Genomic DNA, 19,351 nt, shown 5'->3' on the forward strand with positions numbered 1-19,351 from the left:
CCGGAGAATCTCAGTAGGCGAAGTCGAGGACATCGTCCTTCTTCTTTCCGGGGCTGCCGTCCGGGTCGCCGCCGGCCGAATCGAGGCCGCCTGTGCCGCCGTCGTCGTTGCCCAGCAGATCCGGCATCGCTGCCGGGACGCCGCCGCGGACGAACTTGAACAGCAGCCGCACCTCCACGATCAGCAGGGCCAGGTAGACCAGCGTGAAGGTGATGACGGAGAACAGCAGCTCCCCCAGGCTCACGCCGGGCGAGACGGCTGCCGCGGTGAACATAAACACACCGTCGGAACCGGTGGGGTTCGGGGCCACCACGAACGGCTGGCGGCCCATTTCGGTGAAGATCCAGCCCGCGGAGTTGGCACCGAAGGGCGCCAGGATGCCGAACACAGCAAGGCGCATCAGCCACTTGGATTCAGGAACCGTGCCCTTGCGGACCACCCAGAGGGCGAAGGCTGCCGCGACGGCGGCGATGCCGCCGAAGCCGATCATGATGCGGAAGCCCCAGTAGGTCACGGCGAAGTTCGGCGTGTAGTCGATTTCGGCACCGGAGTTGACGCCGTACATCTCGTTGTCCGGAAGGTGGGTGCCGTAGGCGTCCTGGTACTGCTCCAGCAGGGTGTTGACGCCCCGGATTTCGGTGTCGAAGTCTCCGTTGGCGAGGAAGGACAGCATGCCCGGAATCTCGATCAGGGTGTCCACGTCCTCGCAGTCCGCCGCGCCGGGATCACCGATGGACAGCACGGAGAAGGATGTCCCGTCATGGCACGCGGCCTCCGCGGCGGCCATCTTCATGGGCTGCTGCTCGAACATCAGCTTGCCCTGCAGGTCACCGCTGACAGCGACGCCGGCAAAGGAGATCATGGCGACGACGGCACCGATGCGCAGGGACCGCAGCCACACTGCATGGTCGGTCTTGTCGCGGCCGATCGCGGCGTTTTCGCCCACCACCACGTTGCCCTTGGCATCCACGGTGTCAATGCCGTCGCGGCGCCGCTTCCAGAGGTGGTACCAGGCAATGCCGAGCAGGAATCCGCCGGCAACGGCAAAGGCACCGAAGATAGTGTGCGGGAACGCGACGAGCAGGGTGTTGTTGGTCAGGACGGCCCAGATGTCGTTCATGACGGGACGGCCATCCACCATTTCCACGCCCACGGGGTGCTGCATCCAGGAGTTCGCGGCGAGGATGAAGTAGGCCGAGAGCATGGAGGCCAGGGTGGTGATCCACAGGCACGCCAGATGGATCTTCGGCGGCAGGCGTTTCCAGCCGAAGATCCAGAGTCCGAGGAACACCGATTCGGTGAAGAAGGCCAGCAGGGACTCCAGCGCCAGCGGGGCGCCGAAGACGTCGCCGACGAAGCGGCTGTATTCACTCCAGGCCATGCCGAACTGGAACTCCTGGACCAGGCCCGTGGCCAGGCCGAGGATGAAGTTGATCAGGAACAGCTTGCCCCAGAACTTCGTCATTCGGAGGTACTGCTCTTTGCCGGTGCGCACCCAGGCGGTCTGCATGGTTGCCACCACGATCCCCAGCCCAATGGTCAGCGGGACCATGAGGAAGTGGTAGACGGTTGTGATGCCGAACTGCCACCGGGCGATATCCAGTGCTTCCACGCTTATGTCCTTCGGCTTGAGGAACGACTTCTACGCCACGTAGAATTCCTTACTTCTACACAGCGTAGAACAACTCCCGTAAGATTTCTACGTGATGTAGAACAATCCTCGGGAACGCGCTATATTAGTAAGTCTGGACCCGATCCAAGGGTCCGCCGGGGTCTCGATGAAAAAAGGATGCACATGGCAACGCTCGGTGAGCTGGAACGCGCAATGATGGATCTGCTGTGGGAATCAAACGAAGCAGCCACGGCCAATGAGCTCCGCGAGAAACTGGCCCAGCGTGAGGACTCCGCCGACGGCAAGGGCCTGGCGGTCACCACCGTGCTGACTGTTCTGTCCCGGCTGGAGAAGAAGTCCCTGGTCCAGCGTGAGCGTGACATTCGCCCCCACCGCTACCGTGCCGTGACCAGCCGCGCCGAACACACGGCCGAACTCATGCATGAAGCCCTTGGAACTGCGAATGACCGGGAAGCCGTGCTGGCCCGGTTCGTCGGCTCCGTCTCCGACACCGAGGCACAAATGCTGCGCAGGCTGCTCGGCGCCTAGCACCGGCACCCCGGGTGTTCTGGGCCTCCTACGCACTGGCTGCGCTGGCGATTGTGCTGGCGTGGCCCGTTCCGGTTCTTCTTTCGCGGGCGCAATGGCCCGCGCGCTCCCCCTTTACGGCCATGGTCCTGTGGCAGGCGATAGCCCTCGCGGGCGGCCTGTCGATGATCGGGGCCATGCTTACCTGGGGCCTTGAACCACTGGGCAACAACCTGCTGGCCGGTCTGCACGGACTCTGGCGCATCCTTCTGGAGGGCGCTCCGGCCAGCACCCTGGGACTGGTCCACGTCTTTGCCCTCAGCGCGGCGACGCTCCTGAGCATCCATCTGGTGTTCACCCTGCTGCTGACGTACTACCGCATCCTGCGTGGCCGGCACCGGCACCGGGACATGCTCAACCTGCTCAGTTCCCCTTCGGCGGATACTCCTGCCACGCTGGTCATCCAGCATCCGACACCGGTGGCCTACTGCCTGCCCGGCGGCGCACGTTCGGTGACCGTGCTCTCCGACGGGCTGCTGAATATGCTCTCCAAGGATGAGCTTTCCGCAGTGCTGACCCATGAACGGGCCCACCTGGCCCAGCACCACCACCTCCTGCTGTGGGCCTTCGCAGCCTGGCGTGCGGCCCTTCCGTGGCTGCCGACGTCGCTGCTGGCCCAGCGCTCGGTCAACGAACTCATTGAAATGCTCGCCGACGACGAGGCGCTGGCGAAGGTGGACCGGATGACCCTCGTCCGCGCGGTGGCCATCGTCGGCTCGGGTTCCCCGGCACCGGACACTTCAGGTCCCGCACAGCCCCTGGCCTTGGGCAGCCCGGAGGGAACCGAACCGCTGGGCACTGCAGGCCGGCTCAGCCGGCTGCTGACACCGCAGCCGCCGCTGCCCCGCTGGCAGCAGTGGGGCGTACTGTGCCTCTCGGTCCTGCTGCTCGCCGTACCCACCACACTGCTGATGGCTCCGGGTCTCTTGGATTAGCACTGCCTGCTGGATGCGCCGAGCTTGACCCCGGCACGACCGTCAGGCGTCGATCCGGTCCCGGTCCAGCATGGCGGCGCCGGCGATGATGAAGTCCTTGCGGGGCGCCACGTCGCTGCCCATCAGCAGCTCGAATGCCTGCTCGGCTGCGGCCGCCTCGGAGATCCGGACCCGGCGCAGGGTGCGGTGGCGCGGGTCCATGGTGGTTTCAGCCAGCTGGCCGGCGTCCATTTCGCCCAGGCCCTTGTACCGCTGGATCGGCTCCTTGTAGCGCTTTCCTTCCTTCTCCAGGCGGTCCAGCACCTGGTGCAGCTCCTTTTCGCTGTAGGTGTAGACCATCTCGTTGCTCTTCGAGCCCGCGTTGATGACTTCCACGCGGTGCAGCGGCGGCACCGCGGCGTAGACCCGCCCCGCATCGACCAGCGGCCGCATGTAACGGAAGAACAGCGTGAGGAGCAGGGTGCGGATGTGGGCACCGTCGACGTCGGCGTCGGTCATGAAGATGACCTTGCCGTAGCGGGCGGCGTCCAGCTGGAAGCTGCGGCCGGAGCCTGCGCCGACCACCTGGATCAGGGCGGCGCACTCGGCGTTGGACAGCATGTCCGCGACGGAAGCTTTCTGCACGTTGAGGATCTTGCCGCGGATCGGCAGCAGCGCCTGGTAGTCCGAGGAGCGGGCGAGCTTGGCGGTGCCGAGCGCGCTGTCGCCCTCCACGATGAACAGTTCCGACCGTTCCTGGTCATCGATCCGGCAGTCCGCCAGCTTGGCGGGCATGGTGGAGGTTTCCAGGGCGTTCTTCCGCCGCTGGGTCTCCTTGTGCACGCGGGCGGAGATACGGGACTTCATCTCCGCCACCACCTTTTCCAGCAGCTGCGAGGACTGAGCCTTGTCAGCACGGGCGGTGGAGTTCAACCGGGCGGTGATCTCCTTCTCCACGACCTTGCTCACGATGGCACGTACGGCGGAGGTGCCGAGGATTTCCTTGGTCTGGCCCTCGAACTGGGGTTCGGCGAGGCGGACGGTCAGCACCGCGGTCAGCCCGGCGAAAACGTCGTCCTTTTCGATCTTGTCGTTGCCTGCCTTGAGCTTGCGGGCATTGGCTTCGATGACCTTGCGGAACGTCTTCAGCAGGCCCTGTTCGAACCCGGTCTGGTGCGTTCCACCCTTGGGCGTGGCAATGATGTTCACGAAAGAGCGGATGGTCGTTTCGTAGCCGATCCCCCAGCGCAGGGCGATATCCACCTCGGCCTCGCGCTCAATTTCGGTGATCCGGCTGTGCCCGTTCTCATCCAGCACCGGCACGGATTCCTTGAACTTTCCGGAGCCGTGCAGCCGCCAGATGTCGGTCACCGCGGCGTCGGCGGCCAGGTACTCGACGAACTCGCCGATGCCGCCGTCGTGGTGGAAGACCTCCTCCACCGGGCCGTTTTCCCCCGGGGTTCCGGGCAGGCGGCGTTCGTCGCGCAGCGTGATCCGCAGGCCGGGCACCAGGAAGGACGTCTGGCGGGCGCGGGCCTGCAGCTCGGTGTAGGAGAACTTTGCGTCCGGGGTGAAGATCTGCCGGTCGGCCCAGTAGCGGATCCGGGTACCGGTGACGCCGCGCTTGGCCTTGCCGACAACTTCCAGCCGCGAACTGTCCAGGAACGGAGAGAACTTGGCCTCGGGGCCGGGCTTCCGTCCGGTGTCGTCGAAATGCCCGGGCTCGCCGCGGCGGAAGGCCATCTGGTAGGTCTTGCCTGCACGGTCCACCTGGACGTCGAGGCGGGAGGACAGTGCGTTGACCACGCTGGCGCCCACGCCGTGCAGCCCGCCCGAGGCGGCGTAGGATCCGCCGCCGAACTTGCCGCCTGCGTGCAGCTTGGTGAACACCACTTCGACGCCGGACAACCCGGTTTTCGGTTCGATATCCACCGGGATGCCGCGTCCGTCGTCGTGGATTTCCACTGAACCGTCCGGGTGCAGGATGACCTTGATGCTCTGTCCGAAGCCAGCCAGCGCTTCGTCGACCGAATTGTCGATGATCTCCCACAGGCAATGCATCAGGCCGCGTGAGTCGGTGGACCCGATATACATGCCGGGACGCTTGCGGACGGCCTCCAGCCCTTCCAGTACGGAAAGGTGCCGGGCAGTGTAATCAGAACTAGGGGGCGCCACGTGTGTTGAAACTCCTTGGTGCCGGCTCTTATGCCGGTAGGGATATCCGGAACAATCAGGAACTCCTCCTAGGTTAATCCCCGGCGGTGACACTTTGGCCCAACGACTCAGCCGGGTGAGTCTGGCCACATAGCCTGCCGCGATGGGTACGCGTAGAGCGAAAGGCGGCCCAACCTGCACGGGACGGGGTGTCAAAGGTGGTTATATGAAGTATCAACACCCTTGAGGAGGCAACTCATGACAGCAGCAGTAGCAACCCGTGAGCTGAACAGCCTGGACCGCTGCGACCGTTGCGGCGCACAGGCATATGTACGTGCAGTACTGGAATCCTCCGGTGGGGAACTGCTTTTCTGCGGGCACCACGCACGGGCGGTCGAGGCAAACCTCCGTCCGCTCACCTCGGAATGGCAGGACGAGACGTCACGCCTGAACGAGAAGGCACCCGTCCCTGCAGAGTAAACAGGCCGTGACCTGTAGGCGCCACGGAGTAACGTCCGCTTGCGACGCCGCGTACCAAGCTTGAAGTAATCCCCTTCCGGGTCGGAAGGGGATTTCTTTTTGCCTCCCGGGGCCAGGAGCGTGGGTCTGGATACAGCCGCTCCCGGGTAGACGACGGCACTCCGGACATTAAGCACCCCGGACATACAACAGGCCGGACATACAACAGCACCCCGTCCGCCGAAGCGGAACGGGGTGCAATTGGCGGATTCAACCAGCCGGGCGGTCCTAGTCCAGGTAATCCCGCAGGACCTGGGACCGGGACGGGTGGCGCAGCTTGGACATGGTCTTGGATTCGATCTGGCGGATACGTTCACGGGTGACCCCGTAAACCTTTCCGATTTCATCCAAGGTCTTCGGCTGGCCGTCGGTGAGGCCGAAACGCATCGCCACGACGCCGGCTTCGCGCTCGGAGAGGGTGTCCAGCACCGAGTGCAGCTGCTCCTGGAGCAGCGTGAAGCTCACGGCATCAGCGGGGACAACGGCTTCGGAGTCCTCAATGAGGTCACCGAACTCGGAGTCGCCGTCTTCACCCAGCGGGGTGTGCAGGGAGATCGGTTCGCGGCCGTACTTCTGGACCTCGACAACCTTTTCGGGTGTCATGTCCAGTTCCAGTGCCAGCTCTTCGGGAGCGGGCTCGCGGCCCAGGTCCTGGAGCATCTGGCGTTGGACGCGTGCCAGCTTGTTGATGACTTCCACCATGTGCACCGGGATACGGATGGTGCGGGCCTGGTCCGCCATGGCGCGGGTGATGGCCTGGCGGATCCACCAGGTGGCGTACGTGGAGAACTTGAAGCCCTTGGTGTAGTCGAACTTCTCCACGGCGCGGATGAGGCCCAGGTTGCCTTCCTGGATCAGGTCCAGGAAGAGCATGCCGCGGCCGGTGTAGCGCTTGGCCAGGGACACGACGAGGCGAAGGTTCGCTTCGAGCAGGTGGTTCTTGGCACGCTTGCCGTCGTGGGAAACCCACTGCAGCTCGCGCTTGAGCTTGGGATCCATGTCCGGATCGGCTGCGAGCTTCTCTTCGGCGTACAGGCCGGCTTCGATCCGCAGTGCGAGGTCGACTTCCTGCTCTGCATTCAGCAGGGCGACCTTGCCGATCTGCTTCAGGTAGTCCTTGACCGGGTCCGCCGTGGCGCCGGCGGATACGACCTGCTGGGCAGGTGCGTCGTCATCGTCGGCGTCCGAGTACACGAAACCGGATCCCGTGGGTGCTGCTGCGGCATCTCCGGCTTCGGCGGCATCTGCATCGGGCTCGGCCTCGTTGGCCTCGACCTCTTCATCGACCTCGGGCTTGGCAGCCTTGGCGGTCTTGGCAGCGATCTTTCGTCCGGCTGCGGTGGTGCCGGCCTTCGCCGGAGCCTTCCGGGCCGCCGGCTTGCGGGCCGTCTTAGCGGCGGTCTTTTCGCCGGAAGCGGCCTCCTTCGCGGCAGCCGCGGACGGGGCCTCAGTTGCGGCAGTGCGCTTATTTGCAGTGTCAGTCTCTTCGACTGCAGTTGTCTTTCTCGGCGACACAGAAAACCTTTCATACGGCGGGTTGTGGCGCCGCCAATGGGGGCAACACCACTATGACCCTGTCAAGTCCGTGCTTCTATCCAAGTGTTTCGGTTAGGTCTGTTCCTGGTAGAACACACCGTGCCGGTGATTTGTTCCGCTGGCCACAGGGACTGGCAGTTCAAAGGACACTTGATACACGAACCCGACCGGGTCTCGGTTCCCATTGTCGCACGTTTTCCCTTCCACTACAGCACGGCTTCGCCTCCTTCACCCGTCCCGGTTCCCGGGCCAGGATCCCTCACGTGTGCGGGCCCAGTCGGGAAGGACGCCGGTGCCGAGCAGTTCACGCAGCAGCAGCGCGAGGCGGTATCCGGGGCACGCCTCGAGTGCGCGCTCCAGGTAGACGTGGGCCCGGGAGCCTCTCCCCCGGGCCCATTCGATCCAGGCAAGGAGTGAGAGCAATCCCGCCCTCACATCGCCCTCGGCTGCGGGCACCAGATCGGTGAACACTGCATGGGCACGGTCCAGCCGGGCCCAGTCCGGGGCGGAAGGTCCCCGTCCCACCAGCAGGCTGCGGAAATCCGCGGCTGCATGCCTTCGGGGGCGTGGCAGCAGGGGCACGGCCCCGGACTCCGCGGGGAACGCATCCCGGGGTGCACCACCGGGCCGCACAGGTGGATGGTCCTGCCGCCGGAGCATGCCGTTTGCTTCCGCACCCTCCAGTGCCGGGCCTTTCCCTACAGCGGCCAGGACCAGCAGCGCATCCCGGATTCCGCGGTCCCCTAGGCTGGCCAGAAGGAATCCTGTGCCTTCGGGATCACTGTGCAGCCGGTCTCCGTGCGGACTGCCAGGAGTGGGTCCGCCTGCAGGGGGTGCGCCGCCGGCAGGGGCGGCGGCACCGAAACAGTCCGACCATGCCTCCAAAGTGGCTTGGAACTGTTCGCGTTCACACCACTGCCCGGCCAGCTGCTCCACGAAGCGGGCCTGTGCTGCGGCCACCTCCTGTTGATTGGTCCACTGCCCTGGGAAGGACTCTCCCACCGCCCGTTCAATCGACGCCGCGAAAGCGCTGCCGCGGTAGACCAGTTCGGTATTCAACCTGCTGTCGGCTATCCGTGACCGCGGCGTGCCGGGCCACGGGCAGCAGTCCGTCCGGGTGCAGAAATAATCCCGCCAGGTCTCCGGACCCACCAGCCAGCCGTCCTGCAGCGGAACACCCGCCGCGGCAAGTTCTTTCTCCAGCCTGCGGACCAGCGGCCTGTACGGCGGGTGCGCCGGATCCCGCCACGGCGCCTCCGTGTACATGGCCATCAGCACGCCGTCGGCCTCCGTATCGGACGCCAGGAACCTGGCGGCAGTGGCTGCATACGCACCGTTCGTCCCGCTCTTCGCTGCGGCCCCAGGCGGCAGGTCAACACGCAGTGTGGCGCCGACCCGGCCGCCGCACAAGGCCAGGAACACCAGCGAGCTGCGGGGCTCAAAGCCCAGCGTGTGCGGGATCAGGCTGAGGATGTCCTCCGGGGCGTTGACGCGGTAGGGGTTGCGCGGGGTGCCGTCAGCCGGTTCTGTGCTCATGGCCCAAGGTTTCCCGGATGCAGGCGCCCGGAACAGCTCCGCTCCGTTGGCTGTGCGTCCGGCGCTGATGGAGCCGCACATTCGGCGGCAGTGGAGGACGGGTGGGACCGGTCAGGCGCCATGCCAAAGCGCTGCGCCAGCCGGCGGCGGAACGCTCACCTCCAGCGGAAGACCCTGGCAGCCAGTGCAGCGCAGATAACGGTCCAGCCAAGCATGACCAGGAAGGGCGCCACGGTGAGGCTTCCTCCGTACCAGGCCGCGGTCAGTGCCTGGGTCATGGAGCCGAGGGGGCTGAAGGCCGCGATCTGCCGGATACCGTCGGGCATCAGCGGTCCCGGTGTCCACAGTCCGGCAGTGAACATACACAGCATGAAGACCACGAACCCGATGCCGTAGGCATTCTGGGCCGTCCCCGCCAGGGCGGCGATCACAGAGCCCACGGCCATCATGGCGGCCGCGCCGCAGACCAGGACGAGCACCACAACGCCGGGGCTTTCCGGCATCAGGCTGCCAAACACCAACCGTGAAACCAGGACCGCGGCAGCCACCGCAGCGGCGAGCGACACGGCGCTCACAATCCACTGGGCGAAGAGGATCCGGTTTGCCCCGACAGGCGTCACGCCCAGGCGGCGCAGGACGCCGGTCTCCCGGTAGCCGCTGATCGCGGATGGATAGTTGGTGACGGCCACGCTGGCCAGGGCGACGGCAATGGACAACGGCACGAGAAGGTCAATCAGGCGGAGGTTGGCATAAACGGGATCGCTGCCTCCCATCGGGACCCGGGTGCCGGGAATGATGAAGCCCTGCAGCAGCAGGATCGCCGAGGGCAGCACCAGTGCCATGAAAATGCTTACCGGGTTGCGCAGATACAGTGTGGCCTCAGCCCGCGTCAGTGCTCCCAGCGCCCGCATGCTCTTCCCTTCACTCTGCTGCCGGCTGCTCGATGAACGCCAGATACGCATCCTCGAGGGCGCCGGCCCCGTCGGCACCGGCACCGGTAACGGCAAGCAGTTCCGCCGGAGTGCCCACGAACCGTGTCCGGCCGGCGTCGATGATTGCCAGGCGGTCGCACAGGCGCTCGACGTCGTCAAGGTAGTGGGTCACGAGCACCACCGTGATGCCGCTGTCCTTCACCTGCTGAACCAGCTGCCGGACATCGCGCCGGCCCTGGGGGTCGAGTCCGGTGGTCAGCTCGTCGAAGACCACCACGTCAGGGTTGCCAATGAGTGCGAGGGCAATCGAGAGCCGCTGCTTCTGCCCGCCCGAAAGACTGCCAAAAGGACGCTTACGGTGCTTCTCCAGCCCGACCGTCCGCAGCAGTTCCGGGACGTCCGCGGGGGTGGGGTAGAACGCGGCGAACAAGCGCAGCGCTTCCCCTACACGGAGGGCGGGAGGAAGCGCCGTGGACTGGAGCTGGTAGCCGACGCGGCCGCGCACCGTTGCCCGGTCCTTCGCGGGATCCACTCCCAATACCTCGATCCGGCCGCCGTCGGGCCGCAGCGCGCCGGCTACGCATTCGACCGTCGTCGTTTTGCCGGCGCCGTTGGGACCGAGGATTCCGAAGGTTTCACCCGCCTGGATCGAGAACGTGACGTCCGCCAGGGCAACAACGTCCCGGAATGTCTTGGAGAGTCCACTCGCGCTTACCACCGTGCCGGTGGGCGCCTGTGCCCTGGTCATGCGGATCATTCTGGCGGCGGTGCCGAACAGGGTCAAGGGTGCCCGGCGGTGTGCGCGGCTAAGGGTTTTCCGGCCTCCGGCGTTCCTCGCGGCGGCGCTGCCGTTCGCGTGCCAGCGCGGCGCGGAGCGGCGGCAGCGGCGATCCTTCGTCCGCCAGCCGCGAACGGATCGTGGCGCGGGTCCGCAGGATCCCCACCACGCCCACTGCCATCACGGCGAACTGCACGGACAGGGCGATCCGGAAGGAGTCCAGGGCGTACAGATCGCCGCCCGAGAACCCACTGTTGTTCAGCACGTCCAGCACCACCCCGATCAGGTACATGCTGACCAGGGACGCGATGAAGCCGCCGATATTGACGATCCCCGTGGCAGTGCCCAGACGGGAGCTGGGGTTGTAGGTCCTGGCGAAGTCGAAGCCGATCATGGAGCCGGGACCGCCGATGGCCAGCAGCGCCACCAGGAGCACCAGCAGCCACAGCGGCGCCGGTCCGGGATACAGCAGGACGGCGGCCCATCCGGCTGCCATGGCGGCGGCAATCAGGAGCACCATGGTGGAGCGGCGCAACGGGTGCCGGCCCACCCACGAGCCCATCCACGGACCGCAGACAATGGCCACGACCACGAAGAAGGTCATCAGGCCGGACGCAACGGCGGAGGAGACTCCTTCGGCACTGACGAGATACGGGAATCCCCACATCATGACGAATACCGTGCCGGGGAACTGCACGGTGTAGTGCGTCCACATGCCCAGCCTGGTTCCGGGCTGGGCGAAGGCCTGCGCCAGGGAGGTGCCGGTCTGCCGCAGGGGCAACGGCACGGGGGCTTCACCGCCGGCGGGCCGGTTCCGTACACACGCCAGGACCAGGACCAGCGCGAGGAGGGACAGGGACGCAGCAGACAGGAACGCCGTGCTCCAGCCGAAGCGGTGCAGCACAAAGGCAAAGGGAATGGCACTGGCAATCTGCCCCAGCTGCCCAACGATGCCGGTGTACTGGGTCAGGACAGGGATCCGCCTGCCGGAGAACCAGGCGGGCAGCAGACGCAGCACGGAAATAAAGGTCAGCGCGTCACCCGCGCCGACCAGGGAGCGCCCAAGGATGCCGGCACCTACGGATTCGGCGCCTGCCAGCTGGAGCTGGCCGGCAAGCATCAGCGCCGCCCCTCCGGCGATCAGCAGCCGGGGACCGAACCGGTCCACCAGCACGCCCACGGGTATCTGGAGCCCGGCGTAGACCAGGAGCTGCACCACCGTAAAGATGGACAGGATGGACGCCGTCGCGGAAAAGCGCTCGGTGGCTTCGATGCCGGCCACGCCGAACGTCGTGCGCTGGGTCACCGCCACCATGTAGGCGAAAACGCCGACGCCCCAGACGATCCAGGCCCGGGTTCCGTTCACTGGTGCGCCTGCCCCGGGCGGGGGCCGTTAGGTGCGGCCTCAGCCCGGGCCGGGCCGCCCGTCGTCGCTGCCGTGGCCTTCAACCGTGCCCTCGGTGGCATCTGGTGCAATCTCCTGATCTGTTGTACCGCTCGCCGGGGTGGCTGCGGGGCCGTGCTGGTTTTCCGGCCAGAGCGCCTCCGATTCCTCTTCGGCCTGCGGGCTGGCCAGATAGGCCTCCACCGCAGCTCCGATTTCTTCGGCGTCCGCCAGCTCGTCATTATCCTTGACCAGCAGGGAGCGCAGCACGGTGCTTTCGGTGTATTGGTCGTAGCGCTTCTCCAGCGTGGCCACCACGCCCTTGACCTCCGCCGACGCCTCCACCTGTTCGGCTATCTGGCGCTCCACGTCGCGGCCGACCTCGCGGAGCCGGTCGGTGGGCAGCACCAGCGAGGCCGCGGCACCGAGGTACTCGAGGCCGGCGACGGCGGCAGGCGGGAACTCCGCCTCGGCAAGGTAATGCGGGACATGCACCACGTGCCCGACGACGTCGACCCCGGCCTCGACGAGGCGCAGTTCCAGGACGTGCCCGACGGCGGCCTGCACCTGTGCGATCGGGGTCCAGGAGCTGATCCCCTCGATCAGGTCGGGCCGGTTGCCGTGCGCGGTCACACCGATGGGACGCGTATGCGGAACGGGCATCGGAATGGAGTGGACCCAGCTGACGAGGGTCACTTCGAAGGCCTTCACCAGGTGCAGCACGGCGGCCGTGAAGCGTTCCCACTGCAGGTCGGGCTCGAAGCCGGTCAGGAACAGGAACGGCTCCCCCAGCCCGTCATACATCCGGTGCAGTTCAAGCCGCGGCGGCTCATAGTCGCTGAGGTGGTCCTCCACGAAGGAAATCTGCGGCCGGCGGCTGCGGTAGTCAATGAGCTGGTCGGCGTCGAAGGTGGCCACCAGATCATGGTCCAGGGCGTCGAAAAGTTCATCCCGGATCTGGCTGACCACATGGCCGGCCTCGCCAAAGCCGGTGAACCCGGCCAGCATCGTCAGGCCGGTGAGGTCCCCGGATTCCGCGACCTCCGGATTCAGATTAAACAGGGTCAACGGATCGAGCATGTCTTACCCCTCCCGGGAACTCATCGCGTGCGCTCTTGGCACAGGACGGTATCCACCGGTGGTCCGGCTGCTTTTAACCGCTGCTGTGCCCTTACTCAAGGGTAAACGCACGGACAGGCCGGTTTCATTCCACGGCCGGCGCGGACGGCCGCAACGATGCGGCGCGGGGGCGTTCAGAGACTACGATCGGTGGAATAAGCGCAAAGCAACACAGAAACGTGAGGAAGCAGCTTCGTGAACAAAGCCAGTGAACCCAGCCTGTCGGCCGTATCCCGGGACGGACGGAAGGTCTCCGCCAGTGCCCTCGTGATCGGCGTCGGCCAGACACCCGAGGGTCCCGTCCTGATTGAGAGCCCGCTTTCCCCCAAGGCGTCTGCTGCGCTGGCCGCTTCACTGCCGCTGCTCGGCGTCACCGGCGCAGCCGATGAAGTCCACCGCCTGCCCGGACTTCCCGAGGTCGACGCCGAGATGCTGGTCCTCACCGGCCTGGGTCCGGTTTCAGCCGGCGTGGCCCTGACCGAGGAATCCCTCCGCCGCGCTGCGGGTTCGGCCGTCCGCCAAATTGCCGGCACCACTTCCGTGGCCCTCGCCCTCCCGGCCGGCACGGTGGCCGACGCCGCCGCCGTCGCCGAGGGTGCCCTGCTGGGTGCCTACAGCTTCACCGAACACCGCAGTGCCGCCACGGTGGACAAGGTTCCCGCGCCGGTCGCCGAAATCACGGTTATTACTGCAGCCGCGGATGAGAAGGCACTCCGGCCCGCTCTGGAGCGCGCCCGTATCCTCGGGCGTGCCGTGAACGCCACCCGCACCCTCGTCAACCAGCCGCCGAGCCACCTCTACCCGGAAACCTTCGCAGCTGCTGCCAAGGACCTGGCCAAGTCGCTGCCGGTGAAGGTCACGGTCATGGATGAAAAGAAGCTTGAACGTGAAGGCTTCGGCGGAATCCTCGGCGTGGGCAAGGGCTCGGCCCGTCCCCCGCGCCTCGTAAAGCTCGAATACGCGCCGCTGCGGTCCAAGGTCAAGCTGGCCCTCGTCGGCAAGGGCATCACCTTTGACTCCGGTGGACTGTCCCTGAAGCCTGCCGCCGGCATGCAGGCCATGAAGTCGGACATGGGCGGCGCCGCCGTCGTGCTGAACGCGCTGCTGGCCATCGCTGAACTGGGGCTCCCCATCAAGGTGACCTCATGGCTCTGCATTGCGGAGAATATGCCTTCCGGCACCGCCCAGCGCCCCTCCGACGTAATGACCACCTACGGCGGACGTACCGTTGAGGTCCTGAACACCGACGCCGAGGGACGGCTGGTGATGGCTGATGGCCTGGTCGCCGCCAGCGAGGAAGCCCCCGACGCAATCATCGACGTGGCCACCCTGACCGGCGCCCAGATGATCGCCCTGGGCAACCGCGTTTCCGCGGTCATGGGTGAAGAAGGGGTCCGCGACGCCGTCAAGGCAGCAGCGGACCGCGCCGGCGAGCTGTTCTGGCCCATGCCGATCCCGGAAGAGCTGCGCGCGAGCCTGGACTCGCAGGTGGCCGACATCGCCAACCACGGGGAGCGTTTCGGCGGCATGATGACCGCCGCCACCTTCCTGCGCGAATTTGTCGGGGAAGTCAACGGAACCAAGATCCCGTGGGCACACCTGGACATTGCGGGACCGGCCTTCAACGAAGGCTCTCCCTACGGCTACACGCCGAAGGAAGGCACCGGCGTCGCTGTCCGCACTCTGGTGGCCTACGCGGAAGACGTCGTGGCCCGCGCCTCATAGCATCGAATCCGGTTCCGTGAAACGGAACTGACGGTTGTGGCAGGTGTTTCTCATTACACTTCGCCCCCTACTGCCTGTGTCCAAGTGGATGCTGGTGGTAGGGGGCGATAGGGTGAGGACTGATCACAAACGCCCAATAACTCATCGGCGCGCAAGGGCGCGTCAACGAATACGCGAGGGAGCGTCCAAGTGGCCGATAAGGCAGCTGCGCAAGAGTTCGACATCCTGATCCTCGGCGGAGGCAGCGGCGGCTACGCCGCGGCACTGCGCTCCGTGGAGTTGGGATTCTCCGTAGGCCTCATTGAAAAGGGAAAGCTGGGCGGCACCTGCCTCCACAACGGCTGCATCCCCACCAAGGCGCTGCTGCACTCCGCCGAAATCGCGGAGAACGCCAAGACGGCCTCGAAGTACGGCATCAACGCCACCTTCGACTCCATCGACATGACCGCAGTGAACGCCTACAAGGACAACATCATTGCGGGCAAGTTCCGCGGCCTCCAGGGCCTGATCAAGTCCAAGGGCATCACCGTCATCGAGGGCGAAGGCAAGCTCACCAGTGAAAAGACCATTGAGGTCAACGGCGAGACCTACACCGGCAAGAACATCATCCTGGCCACCGGCTCCTACTCCCGTTCACTGCCGGGACTGGAAATCGGCGGCAAGGTCATCACCTCGGACCAGGCCCTGCAGATGGACACCGTACCCAAGAGCGCGGTCATCCTCGGCGGCGGCGTTATCGGCGTCGAATTCGCTTCGGTCTGGAACTCCTTCGGTGTGGACGTCACCATTGTTGAGGGCCTGCCCTCCCTGGTCCCGAACGAAGACGCAGCGATCATTAAGCAGCTGGAACGCGCCTACAAGAAGCGCGGCATCAAGTTCAGCACCGGCATCTTCTTCGACAACGTCCAGCAGAACGACGACGGCGTCGTCGTCACGCTGGCCGACGGCAAGACCTTCGAAGCCGACCTGCTGCTCGTGGCCGTGGGCCGCGGCCCCGTCACCGCCAACCTGGGCTACGAAGAAGCCGGCCTCACCATGGACCGCGGCTTCGTTATCACCAACGACCGCCTGCACACCGGCGTCGGCAACATCTACGCCGTGGGCGACATCGTCCCCGGCCTGCAGCTGGCCCACCGCGGCTTCCAGCAGGGCATCTTCGTTGCCGAGGAAATCGCCGGCCTGAAGCCGGTGGTCGTCGACGACGTCAACATTCCCAAGGTCACCTACTGCGAGCCGGAAATCGCCTCGGTCGGCCTGACCGAAGCCAAGGCCAAGGACAAGCTGGGTGCCGAGAACGTCGAGGTCCAGGAATACAACCTGGCCGGCAACGGAAAGACCTCCATCCTCGGTTCCTCCGGCCTCATCAAGATGGTGCGCGAGAAGGACGGCCCCATCGTGGGCGTCCACATGATCGGCGGCCGCATCGGCGAGCAGATCGGCGAAGCCCAGCTGATCGTCAACTGGGAGGCGTACCCTGAGGATATTGCCAGCTTGATCCACGCGCACCCGACCCAGAACGAGGCGTTGGGCGAGGCTGCGATGGCCCTGGCCGGCAAGCCCCTTCACGGTTAATAGCTCAAGATTCACTCCCCGCGGCCGCCTCCGGATTAACCGGAAGCGGCCGCGGGAAATCATCACCAGCACCAGCGGCACGGCTGGTCACAAAAGATCTAACAAGGAGAAACGGGGACAATATGTCTGAAACCGTGAACTTACCAGCCCTTGGTGAAAGCGTCACCGAAGGCACCGTCACCCGCTGGCTGAAGAACGTGGGCGACCGCGTCGAGGTCGACGAGCCCCTGCTCGAGGTATCCACCGACAAGGTCGACACCGAGATCCCCTCCCCCGTGGCCGGCGTGATCGAGGAAATCCTCGTGGCCGAAGACGAAACCGCCGAGGTCGGTGCAGCACTCGTGCGCATCGGCGACGGTTCCGGGTCCGGCGAACAGCAGGACGACGGCGGCAGTGCCGCCAACCAGGAAGCTCCCGCAGAGGAAGCTCCGGCTGAAGAGGCTCCGGCCCCGGCTGCTGAAGAGGCTCCGGCCGCCGAAGAAGCTCCCGCTGCTGAATCCGGCTCCGGTGAAGGCACCGAAGTGACCCTCCCCGCCCTGGGCGAGTCCGTCACCGAAGGTACCGTCACCCGCTGGCTCAAGGCAGTGGGCGACGACGTCGAAATGGACGAGCCGCTGCTGGAGGTGTCCACCGACAAGGTCGACACCGAGATCCCCTCCCCCGTGGCCGGCAAGCTGCTGGAAATCCGGGTCAACGAAGATGACACCGCCGAGGTTGGCTCCGTGCTGGCTGTTATCGGTTCCGGTGCTTCGGCACCCGCCAAGGCAGAGCCGAAGAGTGCCGAGCCCGTAGCGGCCGCCTCGAAGGACGAGCGCGAAGCTCCGGCCGTTGAGCCGGAAAAGCAGGAAGCCCCCAAGGCTGAAGCCCCGAAGGAGGAGGCTCCCAAGCAGGAAGCCCCCAAGGCCGAGGCTCCGAAGCAGGAAGCTCCCAAGCAGGAAGCATCCAGCGGTTCCAACGACGGCGGCACCTACGTCACTCCGTTGGTGCGCAAGCTCGCCAACGAGCACGGTGTTGACCTCTCCAGCATCAAGGGTTCCGGCGTTGCCGGCCGCATCCGCAAGCAGGATGTGCTCGAAGCCGCCGAGGCCAAGAAGGCCGCCTCGCAGCAGCCGGCAGCAGCCGCTCCCGCAGCCGCAGCCTCCGAGAAGGCAGCGCCGGCAAGGATCAGCGAAGCCAGCGCCAAGCTGCGCGGCACCACGGTCAAGGCACCCCGCATCCGCCAGACCATCGCGCGCCGCATGCGCGAGTCCCTGGAGGAGTCGGCACAGCTGACTCAGGTCCACGAGGTCGACATGACCCGCATCGCGGCCCTGCGCCAGAAGGCCAAGGGCAGCTTCCAGCAGCAGAACGGCGCGAAGCTGACCTTCCTGCCGTTCATCGCCAAGGCAGTTGTCGAGGGCCTGAAGCAGCACCCGGTCCTCAACGCCTCCTACGACAACGAGACGCAGGAGATCACGTACCACGACTCCGAGCACCTCGCCATTGCCGTGGATACCGAGAAGGGCCTGCTGGTTCCGGTCATCAACGACGCCGGTGACCTCAACATCACCGGTCTCGCCAAGAAGATCGCCGACGTCGGCAGCCGGACCCGCAACAACAAGATCGGCCCCGACGAGCTCTCCGGCGGTACGTTCACCATCACGAACATCGGCAGCGTCGGCGCGCTCTTCGATACGCCGATCATCAACCAGCCGCAGGTCGGCATCCTGGGCACCGGCGCGATCGTCAAGCGTCCCATGGTTGTCACCGATGCCGAGGGCAATGACAACATCGCCATCCGTTCGATGATGTACCTCTCCCTGACGTACGACCACCGCCTGGTGGACGGCGCCGATGCAGGCCGCTTCCTGCAGACGCTGAAGGCACGCCTTGAAGAAGGCAACTTCGAGGCCGAACTGGGACTGTAGTTCCGGATCTGCCAACGCAGGGCGCTCTCCCGTTTCAGGGAGGGCGCCCTGCGTCATTTCCTGGGCTGATCCTCCGGGATGGCGGACCCTCCGGAACTTTCTCTACATGTTGTAGAAAAGTTACCCCATCCGGTGGCCCTTCCCCCGAGTTGCCGACTTCCAGTCGGTAAACTAGCGCTATGGACTTCCTTCACAACTTCCTTGTCTTCCTGCACATCCTCGGCGCAGCCATCATTGTCGGCATCTGGTTTGCCCGCATTAAGAACCCGACAGTGCTGCCCGGCCAGTTCCACGCAGCGCTGCTGCAGCTGGTCACCGGCCTGGCGTTGGTGGCGGTCAACGAGATGGGCGACGGCGACGTCAACCACCTGAAGGTAGGCATCAAGCTGCTGATCACCCTGGTAATTGCCGTACTGGCCTTCATTGGACAGCGCCGCTACAAGAAGGACGAGCCGGTTTCCTCCGGACTGGCCAATGGTGTGGGCATCCTCGCGGTCGTCAACATTGCCGTAGCCACTATGTGGTAGTCCGCACAACAGCGGAAATAGGATGGGATGGTGCGCCGGCTTGTTGCCGGCCCCCGTCCCATCACTGCTTAAGGAGACCCCCATGGCTACAGTCCGTTCAGCCCATACCGTCTGGAATGGCGACCTCTTCAACGGCAAGGGAGATGTCACCCTCGACTCCTCCGGACTCGGCACCTACGACGTCACGTGGAAGGCGCGCGCCGAAGAAGCCAACGGCAAGACCAGCCCCGAGGAACTGATCGCCGCAGCCCACTCGGCCTGCTTCTCCATGGCCTTCAGCAACGCCCTGGCCGAGGCCGGCAAGACTGCCGAGCGGATCGAGACGTCCGCCGATGTGACCTTCGTTCCGGGCACGGGCATCACCGGCAGCCACCTCAAGGTCACCGCCGTCGTACCGGGACTGACGGCAGAGCAGTTTGACGAGATTGCCGAGTCGGCTAAGACCGGCTGCCCCGTGTCACAGGCCCTCACCGGCATCGACATCGCCATGGACGCCACACTGGAGTCATAGGTCCACGTTCAACCCCGCCACACACAGAAACGGCCCG

General features: G+C 65.6%; 16 protein-coding genes. 8 read left to right on the forward strand and 8 right to left on the reverse strand.

Annotated features, from left to right (window positions below):
• Window positions 1-10: 10 nt before the first annotated feature.
• Window positions 11-1,612 (reverse strand): cytochrome ubiquinol oxidase subunit I, encoded by a 1,602-nt coding sequence (locus QNO10_RS08795; protein ID WP_229947663.1) that lies wholly within the window; start codon window positions 1,610-1,612, stop codon window positions 11-13.
• A 183-nt stretch (window positions 1,613-1,795) separates the two neighbouring features.
• Here QNO10_RS08795 and QNO10_RS08800 point away from each other — a divergent pair, with 183 nt between their 5' ends.
• Window positions 1,796-2,161 (forward strand): BlaI/MecI/CopY family transcriptional regulator, encoded by a 366-nt coding sequence (locus QNO10_RS08800; RefSeq protein ID WP_229947661.1) that lies wholly within the window; start codon window positions 1,796-1,798, stop codon window positions 2,159-2,161.
• Between the two features lie 14 nt (window positions 2,162-2,175).
• Window positions 2,176-3,135 carry a M56 family metallopeptidase gene (locus tag QNO10_RS08805; RefSeq protein WP_229947659.1) on the forward strand — a complete coding sequence of 320 codons (960 nt, stop codon included), beginning with the start codon at window positions 2,176-2,178 and terminating at the stop codon, window positions 3,133-3,135.
• 42 nt (window positions 3,136-3,177) lie between these two features.
• On the opposite strand, the gene QNO10_RS08810 is transcribed toward QNO10_RS08805, so the two are convergent.
• Window positions 3,178-5,289: a DNA gyrase/topoisomerase IV subunit B gene (locus QNO10_RS08810; RefSeq protein ID WP_229947656.1), complete on the reverse strand. Its 2,112-nt coding sequence runs from the start codon at window positions 5,287-5,289 to the stop codon at window positions 3,178-3,180.
• Window positions 5,290-5,526: 237 nt separating this feature from the next.
• Between QNO10_RS08810 and QNO10_RS08815 the strand changes: the two genes are divergently transcribed.
• Window positions 5,527-5,748: a DUF7455 domain-containing protein gene (locus QNO10_RS08815; protein ID WP_229947654.1), complete on the forward strand. Its 222-nt coding sequence runs from the start codon at window positions 5,527-5,529 to the stop codon at window positions 5,746-5,748.
• 267 nt (window positions 5,749-6,015) lie between these two features.
• Here the strand turns inward: QNO10_RS08815 and QNO10_RS08820 are convergent, their stop codons facing one another.
• From QNO10_RS08820 to QNO10_RS08845, 6 genes are all read right to left on the reverse strand, one after another.
• Window positions 6,016-7,302 (reverse strand): RNA polymerase sigma factor, encoded by a 1,287-nt coding sequence (locus QNO10_RS08820; protein ID WP_229947652.1) that lies wholly within the window; start codon window positions 7,300-7,302, stop codon window positions 6,016-6,018.
• 249 nt (window positions 7,303-7,551) lie between these two features.
• Window positions 7,552-8,859 (reverse strand): DUF4192 domain-containing protein, encoded by a 1,308-nt coding sequence (locus tag QNO10_RS08825; protein WP_229947650.1) that lies wholly within the window; start codon window positions 8,857-8,859, stop codon window positions 7,552-7,554.
• A 155-nt stretch (window positions 8,860-9,014) separates the two neighbouring features.
• Window positions 9,015-9,770, reverse strand: a complete 756-nt coding sequence (locus tag QNO10_RS08830) for an ABC transporter permease (protein ID WP_229947647.1) — start codon at window positions 9,768-9,770, stop codon at window positions 9,015-9,017.
• A gap of 10 nt (window positions 9,771-9,780) precedes the next feature.
• Window positions 9,781-10,539: an ABC transporter ATP-binding protein gene (locus tag QNO10_RS08835; RefSeq protein WP_229947644.1), complete on the reverse strand. Its 759-nt coding sequence runs from the start codon at window positions 10,537-10,539 to the stop codon at window positions 9,781-9,783.
• A 58-nt stretch (window positions 10,540-10,597) separates the two neighbouring features.
• A complete protein-coding gene (locus tag QNO10_RS08840) occupies window positions 10,598-11,935 on the reverse strand; it encodes an MFS transporter (RefSeq protein WP_229947642.1) in 1,338 nt (445 codons plus the stop codon).
• Window positions 11,936-11,974: 39 nt separating this feature from the next.
• The gene (locus QNO10_RS08845; RefSeq protein WP_229947640.1) at window positions 11,975-13,033 is read right to left on the reverse strand and encodes a proteasome assembly chaperone family protein; all 1,059 of its coding nucleotides are present in this window, start codon (window positions 13,031-13,033) and stop codon (window positions 11,975-11,977) included.
• A gap of 234 nt (window positions 13,034-13,267) precedes the next feature.
• Between QNO10_RS08845 and QNO10_RS08850 the strand changes: the two genes are divergently transcribed.
• From QNO10_RS08850 to QNO10_RS08870, 5 genes are all read left to right on the forward strand, one after another.
• Window positions 13,268-14,797: a leucyl aminopeptidase gene (locus QNO10_RS08850; protein WP_229947635.1), complete on the forward strand. Its 1,530-nt coding sequence runs from the start codon at window positions 13,268-13,270 to the stop codon at window positions 14,795-14,797.
• A gap of 189 nt (window positions 14,798-14,986) precedes the next feature.
• The gene (gene lpdA, locus QNO10_RS08855; RefSeq protein ID WP_229947634.1) at window positions 14,987-16,369 is read left to right on the forward strand and encodes a dihydrolipoyl dehydrogenase; all 1,383 of its coding nucleotides are present in this window, start codon (window positions 14,987-14,989) and stop codon (window positions 16,367-16,369) included.
• 122 nt (window positions 16,370-16,491) lie between these two features.
• Entirely contained in the window at window positions 16,492-18,276 is a 1,785-nt protein-coding gene (gene sucB, locus QNO10_RS08860) for a 2-oxoglutarate dehydrogenase, E2 component, dihydrolipoamide succinyltransferase (protein WP_229947632.1), read from the forward strand.
• A gap of 179 nt (window positions 18,277-18,455) precedes the next feature.
• Window positions 18,456-18,803 (forward strand): hypothetical protein, encoded by a 348-nt coding sequence (locus QNO10_RS08865; RefSeq protein ID WP_229947630.1) that lies wholly within the window; start codon window positions 18,456-18,458, stop codon window positions 18,801-18,803.
• 82 nt (window positions 18,804-18,885) lie between these two features.
• Entirely contained in the window at window positions 18,886-19,314 is a 429-nt protein-coding gene (locus QNO10_RS08870) for an OsmC family protein (protein WP_229947629.1), read from the forward strand.
• The last annotated feature ends 37 nt before the right edge of the window (window positions 19,315-19,351 follow it).

It is taken from the genome of Arthrobacter sp. zg-Y919 (assembly GCF_030142045.1).
Taxonomy (GTDB): domain Bacteria; phylum Actinomycetota; class Actinomycetes; order Actinomycetales; family Micrococcaceae; genus Arthrobacter_B.

Bases quoted from the DNA above. Each gene is read 5' to 3' on its own strand.
- QNO10_RS08800 (WP_229947661.1), top strand. From the start codon at position 1,796: ATGGCAACGCTCGGTGAGCTGGAACGCGCAATGATGGATCTGCTGTGG.
- QNO10_RS08815 (WP_229947654.1), top strand. From the start codon at position 5,527: ATGACAGCAGCAGTAGCAACCCGTGAGCTGAACAGCCTGGACCGCTGC.
- QNO10_RS08825 (WP_229947650.1), bottom strand. From the start codon at position 8,859: ATGAGCACAGAACCGGCTGACGGCACCCCGCGCAACCCCTACCGCGTC.
- QNO10_RS08830 (WP_229947647.1), bottom strand. From the start codon at position 9,770: ATGCGGGCGCTGGGAGCACTGACGCGGGCTGAGGCCACACTGTATCTG.
- QNO10_RS08835 (WP_229947644.1), bottom strand. From the start codon at position 10,539: ATGACCAGGGCACAGGCGCCCACCGGCACGGTGGTAAGCGCGAGTGGA.
- QNO10_RS08845 (WP_229947640.1), bottom strand. From the start codon at position 13,033: ATGCTCGATCCGTTGACCCTGTTTAATCTGAATCCGGAGGTCGCGGAA.
- sucB (WP_229947632.1), top strand. From the start codon at position 16,492: ATGTCTGAAACCGTGAACTTACCAGCCCTTGGTGAAAGCGTCACCGAA.
- QNO10_RS08865 (WP_229947630.1), top strand. From the start codon at position 18,456: ATGGACTTCCTTCACAACTTCCTTGTCTTCCTGCACATCCTCGGCGCA.
- QNO10_RS08870 (WP_229947629.1), top strand. From the start codon at position 18,886: ATGGCTACAGTCCGTTCAGCCCATACCGTCTGGAATGGCGACCTCTTC.